Annotated in this window: 17 protein-coding genes; 11 read left to right on the forward strand and 6 right to left on the reverse strand. The window is 39.5% G+C overall.

Annotated features, from left to right (window positions below; genetic code table 11):
- Positions 1-82: 82 nt before the first annotated feature.
- Positions 83-1,264 carry an acyl-CoA dehydrogenase family protein gene (locus tag M2273_RS02090; protein WP_429392376.1) on the reverse strand — a complete coding sequence of 394 codons (1,182 nt, stop codon included), beginning with the start codon at positions 1,262-1,264 and terminating at the stop codon, positions 83-85.
- Between the two features lie 240 nt (positions 1,265-1,504).
- Between M2273_RS02090 and folB the strand changes: the two genes are divergently transcribed.
- Positions 1,505-1,867, forward strand: coding sequence for a dihydroneopterin aldolase (gene folB, locus M2273_RS02095; protein ID WP_429392379.1), 363 nt, complete (start codon positions 1,505-1,507; stop codon positions 1,865-1,867).
- Positions 1,864-3,261 carry an FAD-binding oxidoreductase gene (locus M2273_RS02100; protein WP_429392382.1) on the forward strand — a complete coding sequence of 466 codons (1,398 nt, stop codon included), beginning with the start codon at positions 1,864-1,866 and terminating at the stop codon, positions 3,259-3,261. The genes folB and M2273_RS02100 overlap by 4 nt, the downstream gene beginning before the upstream one ends.
- A 27-nt stretch (positions 3,262-3,288) precedes the next feature.
- On the opposite strand, the gene M2273_RS02105 is transcribed toward M2273_RS02100, so the two are convergent.
- On the reverse strand, positions 3,289-3,735 hold the full coding sequence (locus M2273_RS02105; protein WP_429392385.1) for an acyl-CoA thioesterase: 447 nt from the start codon (positions 3,733-3,735) through the stop codon (positions 3,289-3,291).
- Positions 3,736-3,871: 136 nt separating this feature from the next.
- On the opposite strand from M2273_RS02105, the gene M2273_RS02110 reads away from it, so the two are divergent.
- The 9 genes from M2273_RS02110 to M2273_RS02150 all read left to right on the forward strand — a co-directional run bounded on the left by M2273_RS02110 (position 3,872) and on the right by M2273_RS02150 (position 12,612).
- A complete protein-coding gene (locus M2273_RS02110) occupies positions 3,872-4,312 on the forward strand; it encodes an Hsp20/alpha crystallin family protein (RefSeq protein WP_429392387.1) in 441 nt (146 codons plus the stop codon).
- A gap of 214 nt (positions 4,313-4,526) precedes the next feature.
- On the forward strand, positions 4,527-5,984 hold the full coding sequence (locus tag M2273_RS02115; RefSeq protein WP_429392390.1) for a hypothetical protein: 1,458 nt from the start codon (positions 4,527-4,529) through the stop codon (positions 5,982-5,984).
- 159 nt (positions 5,985-6,143) lie between these two features.
- On the forward strand, positions 6,144-7,040 hold the full coding sequence (locus M2273_RS02120; RefSeq protein ID WP_429392392.1) for an SAM hydrolase/SAM-dependent halogenase family protein: 897 nt from the start codon (positions 6,144-6,146) through the stop codon (positions 7,038-7,040).
- Positions 7,041-7,865: 825 nt separating this feature from the next.
- Positions 7,866-9,218, forward strand: a complete 1,353-nt coding sequence (locus M2273_RS02125; protein WP_429392395.1) for a PhoH family protein — start codon at positions 7,866-7,868, stop codon at positions 9,216-9,218.
- A gap of 135 nt (positions 9,219-9,353) precedes the next feature.
- Positions 9,354-10,013, forward strand: coding sequence for an MBL fold metallo-hydrolase (locus M2273_RS02130; RefSeq protein ID WP_429392398.1), 660 nt, complete (start codon positions 9,354-9,356; stop codon positions 10,011-10,013).
- 28 nt (positions 10,014-10,041) lie between these two features.
- A complete protein-coding gene (locus M2273_RS02135) occupies positions 10,042-10,488 on the forward strand; it encodes a GNAT family N-acetyltransferase (RefSeq protein WP_429392401.1) in 447 nt (148 codons plus the stop codon).
- 193 nt (positions 10,489-10,681) lie between these two features.
- A complete protein-coding gene (locus M2273_RS02140; RefSeq protein WP_429392403.1) occupies positions 10,682-11,314 on the forward strand; it encodes an HAD family hydrolase in 633 nt (210 codons plus the stop codon).
- A gap of 50 nt (positions 11,315-11,364) precedes the next feature.
- A complete protein-coding gene (locus M2273_RS02145) occupies positions 11,365-12,141 on the forward strand; it encodes a DUF6438 domain-containing protein (RefSeq protein WP_429392405.1) in 777 nt (258 codons plus the stop codon).
- Positions 12,142-12,228: 87 nt separating this feature from the next.
- The gene (locus M2273_RS02150; RefSeq protein ID WP_429392407.1) at positions 12,229-12,612 is read left to right on the forward strand and encodes a hypothetical protein; all 384 of its coding nucleotides are present in this window, start codon (positions 12,229-12,231) and stop codon (positions 12,610-12,612) included.
- A gap of 9 nt (positions 12,613-12,621) precedes the next feature.
- On the opposite strand, the gene M2273_RS02155 is transcribed toward M2273_RS02150, so the two are convergent.
- From M2273_RS02155 to M2273_RS02170, 4 genes are all read right to left on the reverse strand, one after another.
- Entirely contained in the window at positions 12,622-12,945 is a 324-nt protein-coding gene (locus M2273_RS02155) for a hypothetical protein (protein WP_429392410.1), read from the reverse strand.
- A 25-nt stretch (positions 12,946-12,970) separates the two neighbouring features.
- Positions 12,971-13,444, reverse strand: coding sequence for a ferritin-like domain-containing protein (locus M2273_RS02160; RefSeq protein ID WP_429392412.1), 474 nt, complete (start codon positions 13,442-13,444; stop codon positions 12,971-12,973).
- 62 nt (positions 13,445-13,506) lie between these two features.
- Positions 13,507-13,872: a response regulator transcription factor gene (locus tag M2273_RS02165; protein ID WP_429392415.1), complete on the reverse strand. Its 366-nt coding sequence runs from the start codon at positions 13,870-13,872 to the stop codon at positions 13,507-13,509.
- Between the two features lie 48 nt (positions 13,873-13,920).
- Positions 13,921-16,923: a PAS domain-containing sensor histidine kinase gene (locus M2273_RS02170; RefSeq protein ID WP_429392417.1), complete on the reverse strand. Its 3,003-nt coding sequence runs from the start codon at positions 16,921-16,923 to the stop codon at positions 13,921-13,923.
- Positions 16,924-17,107: the final 184 nt, after the last annotated feature.

Here is a 17,107-nt window from a genome sequence, read left to right on the forward strand (position 1 = left end):
TAATATTCATAACCAAAATGAACAATACTTATATGTTTAACTTTTACGTAATAATGAGTTAATTGTTATGTGATTAAACTGTTTATTTAAATGCGTCCTCGCCTGTTATGTCCATGCCGGTTATAAGCAAATGAATATCATGCGTGCCCTCATAAGTAATTACCGATTCCAGGTTCATCATGTGTCGCATAATAGGGTATTCGCCGGTTATGCCCATGCCCCCCAGTATTTGGCGAGCTTCGCGGGCTATGTTAATGGCGGTTTCCACGCTGTTGCGCTTGGCCATTGATATTTGTGCCGCGGTTGCTCGGTTTTCGTTTTTAAGTACTGCTAAACGCCAAACCAATAGCTGTGCCTTGGTGATCTCTGTTATCATTTCGGCCAGTTTTTTTTGCTGCAGCTGGAAACCAGCAATGGGCTTACCAAACTGTACCCGTTCTTTGGAGTAGCGCAAAGCCGTATCATAACAATCCATAGCTGCACCCAATGCACCCCATGCTATGCCGTAGCGCGCCTGGTTAAGGCAGCCTAAAGGTCCTTTTAAACCAGCAACATTTGGTAGCAGGTTTTCCTTTGGTACTTTAACATGATCAAAAACAAGTTCGCCGGTAGCTGATGCTCTTAATGACCATTTATTATGTGTTGTGGGTGTTGTAAAACCTTTCATGCCACGCTCAACAATAAGTCCGCGAATTTTACCGGTTTCGTCTTTAGCCCAAACAACGGCAATGTCGGCAAACGGTGCGTTGGAGATCCACATTTTTGCACCATTTAAAATATAGTGATCGCCTGCATCCTTAATATTAGTTGTCATCCCGCCTGGATTTGAACCATGATCAGGCTCGGTAAGACCAAAGCAACCCATGATTTCGCCGGATGCTAATTTGGGGAGATATTTTTTGCGTTGTTCTTCAGATCCGTAAGCATAAATAGGGTACATCACCAATGAACCCTGAACAGATGAAGCCGAACGGATGCCAGAGTCGCCGCGTTCAATTTCCTGCATAATAATGCCGTAAGCCATATAATCCAGCCCGGCACCGCCGTACTCAACAGGTATGGTGGGGCCAAACGCGCCTATCCCGGCCAGGCCTTTTATCAACTGCATTGGGAATTCGGCTTTTTGGGCATAATCTTCAATTATGGGGCTCAATTCTTTTTTTACCCAGCTACGTACTGTTGAGCGTATTAATTTATGCTCTTCGGTAAGCAGCTCATCTAATTGATAATAATCAGGCGATTCGTAAAGATCTGTTTTAGCCATAATGTTATAGTTGGTGGGCAAATATAGATGATTTAGCGGGGAGTTAAACAAGACCAAATCGCTGTTTTTTAATACTACAGACCACTTATTTACAAAAAGCAGGTTTAAACAATTTAAACCTGCTTTTTAGCTTTTTTATTTTTTAAAAAAAAGTTGCATCTCCTCATCGTCTGTGTTAATTTTTTCTAATCTTAATTGCAAACCAGGAAACTAAATCAACTAAATAATTACTTTTGGAGCATGATTAATATTGCTTTGCAGGGTGCTGAGTTTTTTGCATACCACGGATTTTATCCCGAAGAACAAAAATTAGGATGCCGTTTTGTAGTGGATATTGAGGTTGGTTTTATACCGCAGACCGATTTGAATGATGACAACCTGGATAATACGGTTGATTACGAAAAGATATATATAATAGCCTGCGAAGAGATGAAACATCCCCGTAAACTGATTGAAACCGTGGGACAGTCCATTACCGACGAGATCAGGGACAAATATCCGTTTGTAAAAACCATACAGGTGACCATTAAAAAAATAAATCCACCTTTAGCAGGTAAAGTAGCGTATTCCAGCGTTATTATTAATTATCCATTAGCAAAATGAACTACAATATAATAACAACTCCTGTATTAGATGCCATTACGGCCATTGTTGGTGCCGATGCGATTGTGGTACACCATGCTGAGCTTGAAAAATACAGCCACGACGAAACCGAGGATCTGGTTTACTACCCCGAAGTAGTTGCAAAGCCTAAAAACCCGGAGGAGGTAGCTGCATTGATGAAGTTGTGCAATAAGCACCTTATCCCGGTTACACCACGTGGGGCTGGTACTGGTTTAAGCGGCGGCGCTTTGCCTGTTAAAGGAGGTTTACTCATAGCCATGGAGCGCTTTGATAAAGTGCTTGAAATAGATGAGCAGAACTTGCAGGCTACGGTTGAACCAGGAGTAATTACCGAGGAGTTTATGAACCAGGCAGCGGCCAAAGGTTTACTTTATCCGGTTGATCCGGCCAGTAAAGGCAGTTGTTTTATAGGAGGCAATGTGTCACATGGTTCGGGCGGACCGAGGGTAGTGAAGTATGGTACAATACGCGAGTATATCCTGAACTTACAAGTGGTTTTACCATCTGGCGAAATTATATGGACGGGTGCCAATACGCTTAAATATGCCTCTGGCTATAATTTAACCCAGCTCATGATAGGCTCAGAAGGTACATTGGGTATCATTACTAAAATAGTGGTTAAGCTAATACCTTTACCTACACTTGATGCATTGCTGCTTGCCTCGTTCCCAACCAATGAAGCGGCTTGCGCGGCGGTATCGGCCATATTCAGGGCAGGCATTGTGCCTTCGGCACTGGAATTTATGGAACGGAGGGGAGTGGAATGGGTAAAAGAACATGATGATATTGCCTTTGATCTGCAGGATGGCATAGAGGCCTTTTTACTGATAGAGGTAGACGGCAATAACCAGGATGTTATATTTACCGATTGCGAAAAGATCAATGCGGTTTTAGAAGCTTATGATTGCCACGACGTATTATTTGCTGATTCATCGGCACAAAAAGAAGAACTCTGGCGTTTGCGCCGCACCATGGCGGTATCAGTAAAATCAAACTCGGTTTATAAGGAAGAGGATACTGTTGTGCCCCGCGCAGCATTGCCCCAATTAATAAAAGGGATCAAAGAGATAGGTGGTAAATATGGTTTTGAATCAGTATGTTACGGCCACGCGGGTGATGGGAACCTGCATGTAAATATCATTAAAGCCAACATGAGCGATGCTGACTGGAACAACAAATTAAAGTTTGGCATTCAGGAAATATTTGAATTAACCGTATCACTTGGCGGTACTCTTTCTGGCGAGCATGGGATAGGCCTGGTACAAAAGGATTTTATGCCGATAAAATATTCAGATGTGCATTTTGCCCTTTGGCGGGGAATCAAAAAAGTATTTGATCCTAAGGGTGTATTGAACCCCGGGAAGATATTTTAACAGATGTGCAAATGTGCACATCTAAAATTAATTTGTATTCAAGATCAATCTCGGTTCATCATACTCAATCATACTGCGGCGCTCGTTGGCAGGGATGGACACTGATTTGTTGGCTGCATAATCGTAGCTAATGCAAACAGTTTTACCTGTAGTTACAATTTCTTCGCCCTGTGGGGTTACTTTTACCAATACATGCATGACATCAAAACTGCTGTTGCCTATGCGTATAGTGCGCACATAACAGGCAATTTGATCATTAATGGTGATGGGTTTCAGATAATTGATCTCTGACCGGCCCAGTATAATACCCGCATGGTTCCAGTCCCAGTTAATTATTTCTTTCCAATAGTTGGTTCTTGCTATTTCAAAATAGGTTAAGTACACCGCATTGTTAACGTGCCCGAAGGCATCTATATCAGAAAAACGGATGGGGATGCCCGTTTTGTACTTGTAATCAGTAAGTTTTTCAGCCATTGGTGTCAATTTGTCTGTATAAAACCGTTTGTTGCGACAAATTGTCTGGTGTGTTATCGGTTTTATCTCTTGGTATAACAGTTGATTAATAGGTTACGAAGTTAACAAAAACAAAAACTTTTAAGGAGATATTAAAATGACATTAGTAAAATTCAACAACGGATTAAAAAATAACGCGGTAGGCCCATTCTTTAACGATGTATTCGATTCAATATTGAACGATTCATTTATTGGCGATAAATTAGTAGCCCGCGTACCTGCAGTGAACATTGCAGAAAACGAAAACGAGTTTCATATTGAACTGGCTTCACCTGGGTTAAAGAAAGAAGATTTTAAGATCAACTTAGATAAGAACGTATTAACTGTATCGGCCGAAAGGAAAAGTGAGAACGTAGAAGAAGGCAAAAAATTCAGCAAACGCGAATACAGCTACAACTCTTTTACCAGATCCTTTACTTTGCCAGAAAGTGCCGATCATTCAAAAATTGAAGCTGATTATACCGATGGTATATTGAAGCTTACTGTAGCCAAAAAAGAAGAAGCTAAATTTCAGTCAAGAGAAATAGCTGTAAAATAATTAAAGACTGTTTTCATAGAGTAGTTAGTTTGGTTTTTAAGAGAGAGGCCGCTCCATTTGGGGCGGTCTTTTTTTTGTGCCTGTATGTTTATAAACTACTATTGATATTGACCGGAAGCTTTCATAATAAAATCTGCTTGAAATAAGCATACTCCTAACTGGCATTTGGGGTGTATAATTATTGTATATTTAACAATCTTTATATACCTTTTTCATGAAAAGAAACATCCTTTTTTCAGCAACCCTGCTGTTATTATCTGCTGCGCTATTAGCACAAACCAATCAACCAATAAAACTTCATCCGCAAAACCCACACTACTTTTTATATAAGGGTAAGCCTACTTTGCTGGTAGGTTCGGGTGAGCATTATGGAGCGGTGCTCAATTTGGGGTTTAATTATAAAACCTATCTGCAAACTATGGCCAAAGATGGCTTGAACACCACCCGCTTATTCACCGGTGCTTATGTAGAAAAGCCGGGCGATTTTGGCATTAAAAACAATACCCTTGCACCATCTGAGCAAAATTTACTATTGCCCTGGAAACGTAGTGATCAAAACGGATTTGAACTTGGCGGCAATAAATTCGACCTTGATAAATGGGACGAAAATTTTTTCATCCGCTTAAAACAGTTTATGACCGAGGCCAACCATAATGGGGTAATTGTGGAAGTGAACCTGTTTTCGTCATACTACCAGCACGGTTGGGAATATAGCCCGCTCAACACTAAAAACAACATCAATAAAACCGATGATATTAGCGCTGCTTTGGCCAATACTTTATTAAACGGCAATATTTTGACTTATCAGGAAAAGTATGTGCGCAAAATTGTAAGGGAGCTTAATGGCTTTGATAATATTTATTTTGAGGTACAGAATGAGCCCTATGCCATTCAGAAGGATACGGTGATTTTACGCAACGAATATGGCGATGTAAAGGATTTTAGGAATTTCCTGGAGATTGTATCGCAACGTTCAAACGACTGGCAACGTAAGGTAGCGGGATGGATCAAAGACGAAGAAAATAAATTACCGAAGCAGCATCTTATTTCACAAAACATATCCAATTTTCAATATCCAATTACCAACCCTGATCCTGATATTTCCATTTTTAATTTTCACTATGCGCTGCCAAAGGCTGTCGACGAAAATTATTACCTGAATAAGGTGATAGGCTTTAATGAAACCGGTTTCGCGGGTAATTTAAACACGACATACCGAAGGCAGGCCTGGCGATTTTTGATGGCAGGTGGGGCTTTATTTAATATGTTGGATTATTCCTTTTCGGCTGGTATGGAAACCGGGCAGGACACTTCCTATAAAGCACCTGGTGGCGGTAGTCCGGAGTTACGGAAGCAGTTTGGTGCACTGAAACGTTATTTTGACGCGCTGGACCTTGTAAAGCTACATCCCGATCAACATATAGTGAAAGCCTCGCCTGGCGCGACTACAGAAGCGCTGAGTGATAATGGTAAGCAATGGATTATCTACATGGAGCATATTGCTATGAAACCATATACATTATTGCTTAATTTGCCAAAAGGAAAATTTAAAGTCACGTGGACGGATGTTGTTACAGGCAAAGTGATACAAACCTTAATGGTTACAAGCAATGAGATAGCCGTACCTGCAGGATTGGATGATAAGGTGCTAATGGTAAAGGCAGTGAAGTAGAAAGAGAACTAAAAACCATGTCATTGCGAGGAACGAAGCAAGAAGCCCCTTCTAAATCTCCCCCAAAGGGGGGGGGAGATTTTAAAAAGTATTTTAAAGCCCTCTCCAAAGGAGAGGGTTGGGTGAGGCTTACAGCAATGACATAATCATAATGTACCCATGAATAAAAAATTACTTATCATATTATTACTATTAGTAACCGCACTTTACACCCATGCTCAAAACAAGATCGTGGTTTTTCAATCAGATTTTGGATTAAAAGATGGCGCTGTTTCGGCTATGAAGGGCGTGGCCATGGGTGTTTCGCCTGATTTGAAATTGTTCGACCTGACCCATGAAATACCGGCCTATAATATATGGGAAGCTTCCTATCGTTTATACCAAACCGTTGCTTATTGGCCCGCAGGCACAGTGTTTGTTTCGGTTGTTGACCCCGGAGTAGGCACTGCACGAAAATCGGTAGTGTTGAAAACCAATACCGGGCAATTTATTGTAACGCCCGACAATGGCACATTAACTTTGGTAGCCGAAGCTTTAGGGATAGCGGAGATAAGAGAAATTGATGAAGCTGTTAACCGAAGGCAAGGCTCTGAGGGATCATATACTTTTCATGGCCGCGATGTATATTCGTATACTGCTGCACGTTTAGCTGCAGGTGTTATTACATTTGAACAAGTAGGCCCGGTGTTGCCCAAGCAAGTGGTAAAGATCCCTTATCAAAAAGCTGTATTTGAAGCGGGCAAGCTCAAGGGTACTATTGATGTGCTCGATGTGCAGTATGGTAATTTATGGACAAACATAAGTAACAATCTGCTAAAAAAGCTTAACCTCAAATTTGGCGATTATCTCCACTTCATTATATTTAAAAACGATAAAAAAGTTTACGAAGGCGACACCCCATACACCGAAACCTTTGGTGAAGTGCCTTTGGGCAAACCACTGGCTTATCTAAACAGTTTAATGCAGCTATCCTTCGCGCTTAACCAGGGAAGTTTTGCTGATGTATACAAAATAAGCAGTGGCAGCGAATGGAGTGTTGTTGTCAATAAGCGGTAAGCGACTTCTATAACCACAGCCGTATATATTTTTTCCATGATAATTCCCTTTCTAAAATCAATCGGGAATACCGGCTTATGTTTTAAACTGTTTTACCCTGCAACCCCAGTCGAAAAGGGATGCTGGGTCTTATATTACAAGGCATTACCAGGGGTATTTAATTTGAAAAAATTTAATGAAAATTCAATTTCACGCATTTTTGAACCTTTTAAATTTTCCGATTTTACAACTTTTTGTGAATAAGCTTATTGTTTATAACTAAAGTAATTTATTAACTAAGAAGAAATAATTGTCTATAAATCAGCAATTAATCAATGTGTATAAGTGAAAACAGAATGTTAATAACTTGTTAATAAAAAATAAAAAAAATACTTGTCAAATCGCCAATATGTCCCGATATTGAAATCATCAAGAACGACGTACTTTGACAACCTTTCAGGATTACAGAAATTGAATCGGGGGAACCTTCGGGGGAACTAAAGAGCAAAAGAAGTCCCTGAGTCACATGAAAAATGAAATTACGAAAGTCTTTGAAAAAGGATTGTGATTAAAGGAGGTATTGGGAAGATGCTGGAACTTTACGGAGAACCGCAACAGAACCAATGACGTAGAAACAGTCGACAGTTCGCAAGAACGACAGACGGGATCTTGTCGGTCATGGATACACAAAACTTGATACTATTGGAAAACTACGGTGGAACAATAGTTAGGAAACGGGAGTTCGATTCGAAAGAAGAGACTCCCGTTTTCGCTTTTATAAGGTTTTTTGGTTTGTAACATCGTTTTCATTTTGTTCAATCCTTAAAATAGCTAATTTAGTAGGATATGAATAAGGATGGCCAGCGTAACCAGTACGGGAGCAACAAAATATTTGTTTTAGATACCTCAGTGATCCTCTACGATCATAATGCATTCCAAAATTTTGAAGAACACGATGTAGCCATACCTATACAGGTACTGGAAGAGCTTGACAATAAAAAGAACGGTAATGATACCCGTAACTTTGAGGCCCGCAGCTTTATCCGCCTCATGGATGATCTTTCCCGCAATAATTTAGTAAACGAATGGATACCGCTTAACGGCAAGGGCAAAGGCAGCTTTAAGGTAGCTATGGACGTTAAAACCACAGCTATTGATGCCGAGCAGGTTTTTGGGTCAGATAAAACAGATCATCGGATATTAAATGCGGCTTTGGGGCTGCAGGAAGAGTACCCCGATAAGAAAGTAGTATTGGTATCCAAAGATATTTGCCTGCGTTTGAAAGCCAAAGCCCTGAACCTGCACGCTGAGGATTACGAAACAGGTAAGATTAAAAACCTTGATCAGCTGTATACCGGTGTAACTGATGTAAATAAGATAAGCGAAAAGCTGATAACATTGTTCAACAAGCAGGAAAATCTGCCGGCCGAAAGTTTACATATCCAATCGTACACAAACAATCATTTTTATACTCTAAAAGGTAAAAAGAACGATGTTCCGGGATTTTATAATGCACAAACCCGCCAGCTTGAAAAGGTTACTGAACAGCCGGTGTTTAACATTTCACCCAAAAATACAGAGCAAGCTTTTGCTATTCACGCTTTATTACATCCTGATATTAAACTGGTAACCATACAAGGGAACGCAGGTACTGGTAAAACACTGCTGGCACTGGCCAGTGCGCTGGAGCAACGCAAATATTACCGCCAAATTTTTGTTACCCGCCCTATAGTACCATTAAGCAATAAGGATATTGGTTTTTTGCCTGGCGATATCAAATCAAAAATTGATCCGTATATGGCGCCTATATGGGATAACCTTAAATTTATAAAGGATCAGTTTGCCGATGACGAAAAAATGCAGGCTAAAATTGATGAACTGGTAGCCAATGATAAAATATCCATTGCGCCGCTGGCTTTTATCCGCGGTCGCACCCTTGCCAAAATATTCTTCATTGTTGACGAGGCCCAAAATCTTACACCGCACGAGGTAAAAACCATTATATCACGCGCCGGCGAAAACAGTAAATTTGTTTTTACCGGTGATATTTACCAGATTGATACGCCATACCTTGATGCCGAAAGTAATGGATTGTCATACCTGATAGATAAGGCTAAAGGGCACCCGCTATATGCGCACATAACCCTGCAAAAAGGCGAGCGGAGCGAGTTGGCCAATTTGGCGAATGAGTTGTTATAATTGACCCTTGAAATGACATGTTTTATTAATTTCAATTATAATTAATCGTGGTAATCCTTTAATCATATAAATCCCGGTTCAGACAAAAAACAACCCTGCATTTTACAGGTTAATTCAATAAATTGCTAATCGAATATGAAAATATCAAAGTACCTGCACTCCTGCCTTGTGTTTGAGCTTGATAGCTATAAAATATTGTTTGATCCGGGAGATTATTCTTTTATAGAGGGGTTGGTAACACCACAAATGTTTACCGATGTAAATGTTATTGTGATCACCCATATCCATCCCGACCATTTTGTTATAGATATTTTAAAAAGCATTATTGATGCAAGCGGGGCACAGGTAATAACCAATAGTCAGGTAGGGCAACAATTAGATAAGGCTGGTATTAAATATACTATTTTGGAGGATGCGACCGTAAATTTGGGCCCCTTTAAACTGCAGGCATTCCCGGTAAAACATGCACTTATTATGGATAATCCCTTGCCGCAAATGACCGGTTTTTTGATCAATGATAAAGTGCTGCATCCGGTTGATTCCATGGAGGACAAATTATTAGAATTTAAAAACATCGAACTATTGATCATGGTAACCATGGCTCCATTTGCCAGCGAAGTAATGATAGCTGCATTTGCCGATAAATTACAGCCCCGGCAAATACTGCCCGTTCATGATGGTTATGCCAAGCAATTTTTTATGGAGAAACGCTATGCGGCTTACGTAAAACATTTTGACAGGGTGGGTATAAAATTTCATGAAGTATATAAAGTTGGCGATAGTGTAACCATCTGATCATATAACCCTTATTTAGCAATAATTCATGGAAATAAAACAGATTAACACGGCCGATTACCTGCTGGTAACCAAATTATTTGACCAATACCGGGTGTTTTACAAGCAAACATCAGACATTGCTTTGGCCGAAACCTATATCAAAAACAGGCTCGAAAATAATGAATCAGTAATATTTGTGGCGCTTGTGGGTGATAAACCTGTGGGGTTTACTCAACTGTATCCGTTACTATCATCGGTAAGGGCAACAAAAAACTGGTTGATAAACGATCTGTTTGTTGATACCGATCATCGTAAACAGGGGATAGGCGAAGCGTTGCTAAAAGCCGCAGCAGATTTTGCAAAAAGCCACGGTGCTACATTTGTACAATTAGAAACTGCCTCTGATAATTATACTGCCCAAAGTCTATATGAAGCTGTTGGCTTTGTAAGGCAAGATGCCAAGACCAGTTTTTATTATCGTAAAGCTATTTGATCGCACAGCTATAAAATAAAAAAAGCCCCCACCTTTTACGGTGGAGGCCCTATGGAACCAACCTCCTGCTAAGCTGGCCCACATTAACCTTATCACACTGCTAAGGTGAAAATTAATAATGAAGAAAAGATGAACTTATGTTTTACGAATAAGGTAAATTTTACATCTTTAGCAAAAAAGTTGAATTGTTTTTATGCAGAAACCCGATAGCCTGATTTTTGACATGGACGGAACCCTTTGGGACGCCGTTGACACCTATGCCAACTCCTGGAACCTTGTATTTGAAAAATTGGATATAAAAAGGATCATTGGCCGTAATGACCTCATGCAGTTAATGGGTATGGAGGGTAAAAAACTCACCAAAGTTTTAATGCCTGATTTTGATGATGATAAGGCACAGGGTATTTATATGGATGTTAATGAAACACGCAGGCAAATATTACCAACAAGCGGTGGCGTAATGTACGGCGGAGTTACCGAAGGTATTAAACAACTGGCAACTAAATATAAACTGTTTATACTAAGTAACTGCGCCATAGGTATTATTCCGCTGTTTATAAGCTGGGCCGGTATTGAGGATGACATAACTGATTCCATGGCTTATGGCCAAAATAACATGCCCAAACATCACAATATGCAACTGCTGATTGATAAACACCAGCTTAAAGAGCCGGTTTATATTGGTGATACCAATGGTGACGCTGAGCAGACACGCATGGCCGGTATACCTTTTATATTTGTAACCTATGGCTTTGGTAAAACAGATGATTATGAATTGAAGTTTGATGATTTTGAGTCGTTAACAAAATATTATATGAATTTGTGAGTTTGTAAAGCGTTATCAGGGTTTCATCTGCCTTAAAAATCATATTGCAAATGGTAAAGCACGGTCTTTTTTTATTGTTATTTATGCTGATGATCAGTACATCATTTGCTCAGAAAGTAAAAATTGACGCGGAGCGGTGGATTACAAAATCATTGGGGCACCTATATTTTTCTGATAAAAAGGTGTATTATAATTTTGTTGGCTATGCCGGTATTAAAGCTAATTATACCGTAGTAAATGATACCCTGATTATGACCGATATTTACCATAGCAGTACTGATAACTTCAAAAAGGAACGCAGAGAGGACTTTAAATTTCAGATAAGGTACATAGATCAAAACCGGTTGTATTTAAAAGCCATTGAACCAAACGCTATAAAGCTGGCCGGACCCAGTACTTATGAATTCACCAATTTTAAGAACAGCTACGATAAAAACATTAAATTTTCCAAACTCTATTTTTTATCATCAACCTGTTTTGGCGATTGCCCACAGCTGGGTATTGAAATTTGGCCCAATGGCGATTATCACTTAAAGGCGGGAGAACATGCCGATCCGTATAAGGGTGATTATACCGGTAAATTATCACCGGTTCAACTGGATAGCCTAAACTACTTATTAAAACACAGCGAACTCAAAAAAATGAACAGCTGGGAGCAGGGTAATCAGGTAACAGATGCGCCTAACTACTACTTTGCTATTGATTTTGAAAATACTAAAAAGAAGCTGAGCATCACCACTAATGAACCCTCATTAAATATTATTGACTTGGTGAACTTCATGATATCATCCTATAAAAAAGTAAAGTTGACCCCGGTTGCTAAATAGATTGATGTAAGCACTCCGTTTTACAAGTTTTACTTATCTATTGTTTACTTATTAAGTTTTTGTAGTTTAGATAAAAATATATCTCTTATGAAAACCCGAACCAAGACAATTATTATACTGGTTATACTACTGTTGATCACAGGCTTTGTTTATCAACGTTATTATTTTGTATTTGGCGAAGGGGCAAAGGCTGGTACCATGAATTATTTTGTAAAAAAAGGCTATATGTTTAAAACCTATGAGGGCCGTTTAATACAAACTGGTATTCGTACGCCGGCACAGGGTGGTAGTATAGCATCAAACGAGTTCATGTTTTCAGTTACTGATGAAAAAGTGGCAAAGCAGCTTAGCAGTAGTGCAGGCTCATATCTTGAACTGCATTATAAAGAATATTTGCATACTTTACCGTGGAGAGGGGTAAGCGTATTTGTTGTGGATAGTGTTATATCGGCAAAGCCCGTTAACCAATAATCATCCTCATTAAAAAAGTTCGTCGGCTTTGCCTGAGTTTGGTATCTCTATCTTGCTCAGGTTATAACTTAATTCACCCTTTTTATTAATGGCTTTTATCAGGCCTTTATTAAATAAGTAGTTAAGCACATCCTCTGCATTTTTTTGATGGATGAGCATATCAGTATCAGGATCAAACGAACTTAGTTTCGCAGCGACCTCGTCTGCTGTACCTTCTTTTAATTGTGCTAAAGCGTATATAACATTATCTTGTGTACAGGCGCTTTGGTCGTATTCATGAGGTACATGTAACGGCTTATACTCATTTAAAAAATCCTGATCCGGTGTATTCATAATTGTAAATTAAATATATGATATGTTATACATTAACTTCCGCATCACGCAGGGCTTTAATGGTATCGTGAGCTATTCTTAAACCATCCAGGTGCGTATTAAGTATGGATACAACCCGCTCATCTTCCCAAATCAGTTCTTTATCATCTAAAGCTTTGCGATATGCTTTCTTTGCTATATCCTCGCCGCGCTCACAATCAGCTAAAATGATATGCTTGTCTTTATTTATAAAAGTAGCTTTAACATCCATCCAGGCGTGGTAAAACTTACCAGATAGGGTAGTACCATCGGCAGGGTGACCGCCCAATACATGAATATACTCCCTTAATTCCGAAACATAGTTTTTACTTTGATCAGTATATTCATTGAAAAGCAGGTTTAATCCTGTTTCATCAATACTTTCAATGGCTTTTTGATAACCGGCTATACGGTCGTTATTTATCTTGATCAGATCGTTAAGTGCCGATATCTGATGCTGTATATGCTGTAAAACTCCCATGACTGTTGTTTTTATAAATGATAAACATAGCACATAAGTTAATGTTTTTTATTTAGAATAAACTAACTGGTAAAATGAGCTATTTTTCTCAGGAGTTCGTCCATTTCAAATGGCTTGGCCAAAAAATCATCCGCCCCGGCTGCCATTGCCGAATCCCTGATATCACGGCTGGCTGATATCATGATCACCGGGATGTTTTTGGTTATAGTTCCTTGTTTTAATTTTTTACAGATATCCCTGCCATCCTCACCACTCATCCAAATGTCAAGTAAAAGAAGATCAGGAAGATCCTTCTTCAAGTCAAGCAGCGTAGTTCCGTCAATTGTTGACGTTACTTCATATCCTTCAAATTCAAGTATCATTTCAACAGCATCAATAATACCCGGATCATCATCGGCTATCATGATTTTTTTATATTTCTGGTTCATAAATAGGTATAGCAGCAAGTATAATAACCCTTTTTGTTGATCACAGTGTTAAATTTTACTGATATCAACAGGCAATGCAAAGCAAAAAGTTGACCCTTTACCTTCAACGCTGTTTACCCACATTCTGCCGCCCTCACGTTTTATGATCTCTGATGATATGTATAATCCTAACCCCAAACCCGGGAAGGTATGTTGTTTGTTGCCGCTTACGCGATAAAATTGTTCAAACACTCTATCCTTTTTATCATCAGGTATGCCAATGCCAAAATCCTGTACGCAAACAATTGCCTCATTTTCCTCCAATCGGGTGCTTATAATGATTTTATCGGTATGCGGCGAATATTTTATAGCATTCGTGATCAGGTTGGTTATTACCTGACTTATACGATCTTTATCAGAGTATATGTTACCTGTTTCGGTAAAATTTTCTATCAGGGTATGCTTTTGTGTGGTATGTTGCAGATCATCAATGGTTTCTTTAATTGCAAGATTAAAATTAAACCAGGTTTTGTTAAACTGGAGCCTGCCCGAATTGATTTTGGTAACATCCAGCAGATCGCCTATCAAATTAGTAAGCCTGTTAACCTGCGCATCCATCCTTATTACCATTTCGGCTTTTTTATGCTCACCTTCTTTGGTAAGCATAGCGCCAAGTACCTGGGCATAAGCCTTAATGCTGGTAACCGGTGTTTTTAATTCATGGCTGGCTATACCTAAAAAGTCGTCTTTTTGGCGTTGCAATTGCTTTTGTTCATCAATATCAGTATTGGTACCAAACCATTTTATTATTTTATCGTCAAGTATAAAAGGTAATGCCCTGGCAAGATGCCATTTATAAACCCCATTTTTATCCATCAGTCTAAATTCATACTGATAAACTTCACCTGTTTTTAATGAGTTTGTCCATGCGGCTATACAACCCGCCTGGTCATCAGGATGGACTCTGGTAAACCATTCGGGACCTACAACCTCTCTTGGGGGCATACCAAAAAAATCGACTGCTGTTTTATTTACATAATCAAGCTGTCCATCAGTTTGGGCGGTCCATAATTGTACCGGCACAAAATTCGTAACAAATTCAAACTGCTTTATCTGATCATTTAATTCGCGGTTTTTTAGTATCAATTGCATTTCTGCATTGGTTTTATCAGTAATATCGATACAGGAGCCAACATAACCTGTAAAAACCCCATCCTGATTAAACTGTGGATTGCCTGTGGCAACGCACCAGCGTATTTCGCCATCCTTACGCATCAACCTGAAATCAACTTCGTAAGGACTCCTGCTGGCAATATCACTAATGAGTTTCTCGCCAGCCTTTGGCCTGTCTTCAGGTAAAATAGCCTTTGTCCATCCGTTGCCCATGTGTTCTTCGTAACTCATGCCAGTCCATTCAATCCAGGTTTGGTTAACGTAAATCATTTCACCTGTCGCGTCAGACATCCACAGGGCCGTTGGCGATGCGTTAGTGATGCTCTTTAACAAGTGTTCACTATCTGTAAGTGCTTTTTTATCCGCGACCTCACGCCTCAGGTCGCGGGCTATGGTAGCACGCCCCTGGGGCTTACCTGTCGTTGTATCATAAACCAGCATAGTAGTGTCAAAAACCGGTATTGGTTCGCCTGTTTCAAAGTGCCGGTAATTAATTTCGCCCGACCACTTTCCATCTTTTTGTAAAGCTTTGCTTATTTTACCGGTTAATTTTGAGATTTCGGAGGGTATAATATATTGACTGTTATGCGTTTGCAATTCTTCATGGCTTTTTATGCCAAGCATAATGCGTCCGGCAGCATTAACATAACTTACATTACCCTCAAGATCTGAAAGGCTAACAAAATCCGAACTATGATCGATAAGCGTTAATAATTTATATTGTTCATTATGGGCCGCTTTTTCGGGCCGCAGATCCCGGGCTATGGAGGCCATTCCAATAGGCTCACCGGTTAATGGGTCATCAATACGAAAGGCATTTAGATAAACCGGTATGGGTTCCCCGGTTTTAAAATGGCGATAATGCAATTCGCCGTTCCATGCACCTTTTTGCTGTACTGCCGGGATAAGCTCATCCATTACCTGCTGTATATCATTGGCGTAAAAATATTCAATGCCGGGCCTCAAAGCTTCTTTTTCGCTATCAATGCCGAGCATGGTATAGCCAGCTTTATTAATATAAGTTACAGCTGCATCCATACCGCCTACGGCAATTACATCACCGGTATTTTCAATAAGGGCTATGAGTTTTTGCTGCTCCAGCTTGTCCTGCAGCTCACGGGTAACATCCTGAACAGTGCCTGCAAAGCGCCATAATTCATTATTATGATCAAAGTAGGCCTTTCCTTTGCACCTTGTCCAGTATTTTATATTACCAGTATGATCAATAACCCTGAAAGTAATATCGTAGTTACCACCAGTTTCCCAATTGAAGGCGTTTTGCACCGCCTGTTTCAGCCGGTCTTCATCATCGGGGTGCAAATATTTCAAAAGTCCATCATAATGTACTTCTTCATCTTTTGCATAACCGCAAAGTTCTTTACAACGCTCGTCCCATATTACAATTTGTTTTGGAGGGTAAAGATCCCAGGTGCCCAGTTCGGCCGCTTGCAGGGTAAATTGTTTCCTTTCTTCACTTTCCTTTAATTTTAGGCGGGTAAGCACCAATTCGGTAACATCAGCTGCTGTGTTCAAAATACCCCAAACATGGCCGTTGCTATCTTTTAAGGGTTTAAAGCTGTAATTGTAATAAAATAATTGTAGCTCATTATTTACAACAATATTTATCAGTGCTTCATTTTGTTCATAAGCCTCACCAGTTTGGTAAACGTTATTTAAAATGCCGAAAATAGCCTGGTTTTTTAACTCTGGCAGCAAATCAAAATATAATTTATCTATAACATCGTCGCCTTTTCCAAATGCTTTTATAATAGCCTTGTTAGCTACTTTAATTTTCATTTCAGCGCCAACATAAAGACCAACCGGGGTCGAAGTTTCTTCGATCAGGGTGCGGAAAATATTCTCATTTTGCTGGAAATTCAGGTCTGCCTGGTTGCTCATCCTACTCCTACTGGTAAATGTATAAATATAAACCTTTATAGTTATAGTAACGGGATAGAAAATACAACATTGATTAAGGGAATTGATGATTGTTAAATTATAGAGAGGTATAATTTGTTTTGATTGTATGCTCTTTTATTTAACCAATGATAAATGAGCAGTTGGAATAAGAATTTATTATTGT

The sequence above is a fragment of the Mucilaginibacter lappiensis genome (assembly GCF_050433765.1).
GTDB lineage: Bacteria > Bacteroidota > Bacteroidia > Sphingobacteriales > Sphingobacteriaceae > Mucilaginibacter > Mucilaginibacter lappiensis_A.

Excerpts from the sequence above, each read along its gene's own strand:
- M2273_RS02100 (WP_429392382.1), top strand. The coding sequence starts at position 1,864 with ATGAACTACAATATAATAACAACTCCTGTATTAGATGCCATTACGGCC.
- M2273_RS02130 (WP_429392398.1), top strand. The coding sequence starts at position 9,354 with ATGAAAATATCAAAGTACCTGCACTCCTGCCTTGTGTTTGAGCTTGAT.
- M2273_RS02140 (WP_429392403.1), top strand. The coding sequence starts at position 10,682 with ATGCAGAAACCCGATAGCCTGATTTTTGACATGGACGGAACCCTTTGG.
- M2273_RS02120 (WP_429392392.1), top strand. The coding sequence starts at position 6,144 with ATGAATAAAAAATTACTTATCATATTATTACTATTAGTAACCGCACTT.
- M2273_RS02170 (WP_429392417.1), bottom strand. The coding sequence starts at position 16,923 with ATGAGCAACCAGGCAGACCTGAATTTCCAGCAAAATGAGAATATTTTC.
- M2273_RS02145 (WP_429392405.1), top strand. The coding sequence starts at position 11,365 with ATGGTAAAGCACGGTCTTTTTTTATTGTTATTTATGCTGATGATCAGT.
- M2273_RS02110 (WP_429392387.1), top strand. The coding sequence starts at position 3,872 with ATGACATTAGTAAAATTCAACAACGGATTAAAAAATAACGCGGTAGGC.
- M2273_RS02135 (WP_429392401.1), top strand. The coding sequence starts at position 10,042 with ATGGAAATAAAACAGATTAACACGGCCGATTACCTGCTGGTAACCAAA.
- M2273_RS02160 (WP_429392412.1), bottom strand. The coding sequence starts at position 13,444 with ATGGGAGTTTTACAGCATATACAGCATCAGATATCGGCACTTAACGAT.
- M2273_RS02115 (WP_429392390.1), top strand. The coding sequence starts at position 4,527 with ATGAAAAGAAACATCCTTTTTTCAGCAACCCTGCTGTTATTATCTGCT.
- M2273_RS02125 (WP_429392395.1), top strand. The coding sequence starts at position 7,866 with ATGAATAAGGATGGCCAGCGTAACCAGTACGGGAGCAACAAAATATTT.
- M2273_RS02165 (WP_429392415.1), bottom strand. The coding sequence starts at position 13,872 with ATGAACCAGAAATATAAAAAAATCATGATAGCCGATGATGATCCGGGT.
- M2273_RS02155 (WP_429392410.1), bottom strand. The coding sequence starts at position 12,945 with ATGAATACACCGGATCAGGATTTTTTAAATGAGTATAAGCCGTTACAT.
- M2273_RS02105 (WP_429392385.1), bottom strand. The coding sequence starts at position 3,735 with ATGGCTGAAAAACTTACTGATTACAAGTACAAAACGGGCATCCCCATC.
- M2273_RS02090 (WP_429392376.1), bottom strand. The coding sequence starts at position 1,264 with ATGGCTAAAACAGATCTTTACGAATCGCCTGATTATTATCAATTAGAT.
- M2273_RS02150 (WP_429392407.1), top strand. The coding sequence starts at position 12,229 with ATGAAAACCCGAACCAAGACAATTATTATACTGGTTATACTACTGTTG.
- folB (WP_429392379.1), top strand. The coding sequence starts at position 1,505 with ATGATTAATATTGCTTTGCAGGGTGCTGAGTTTTTTGCATACCACGGA.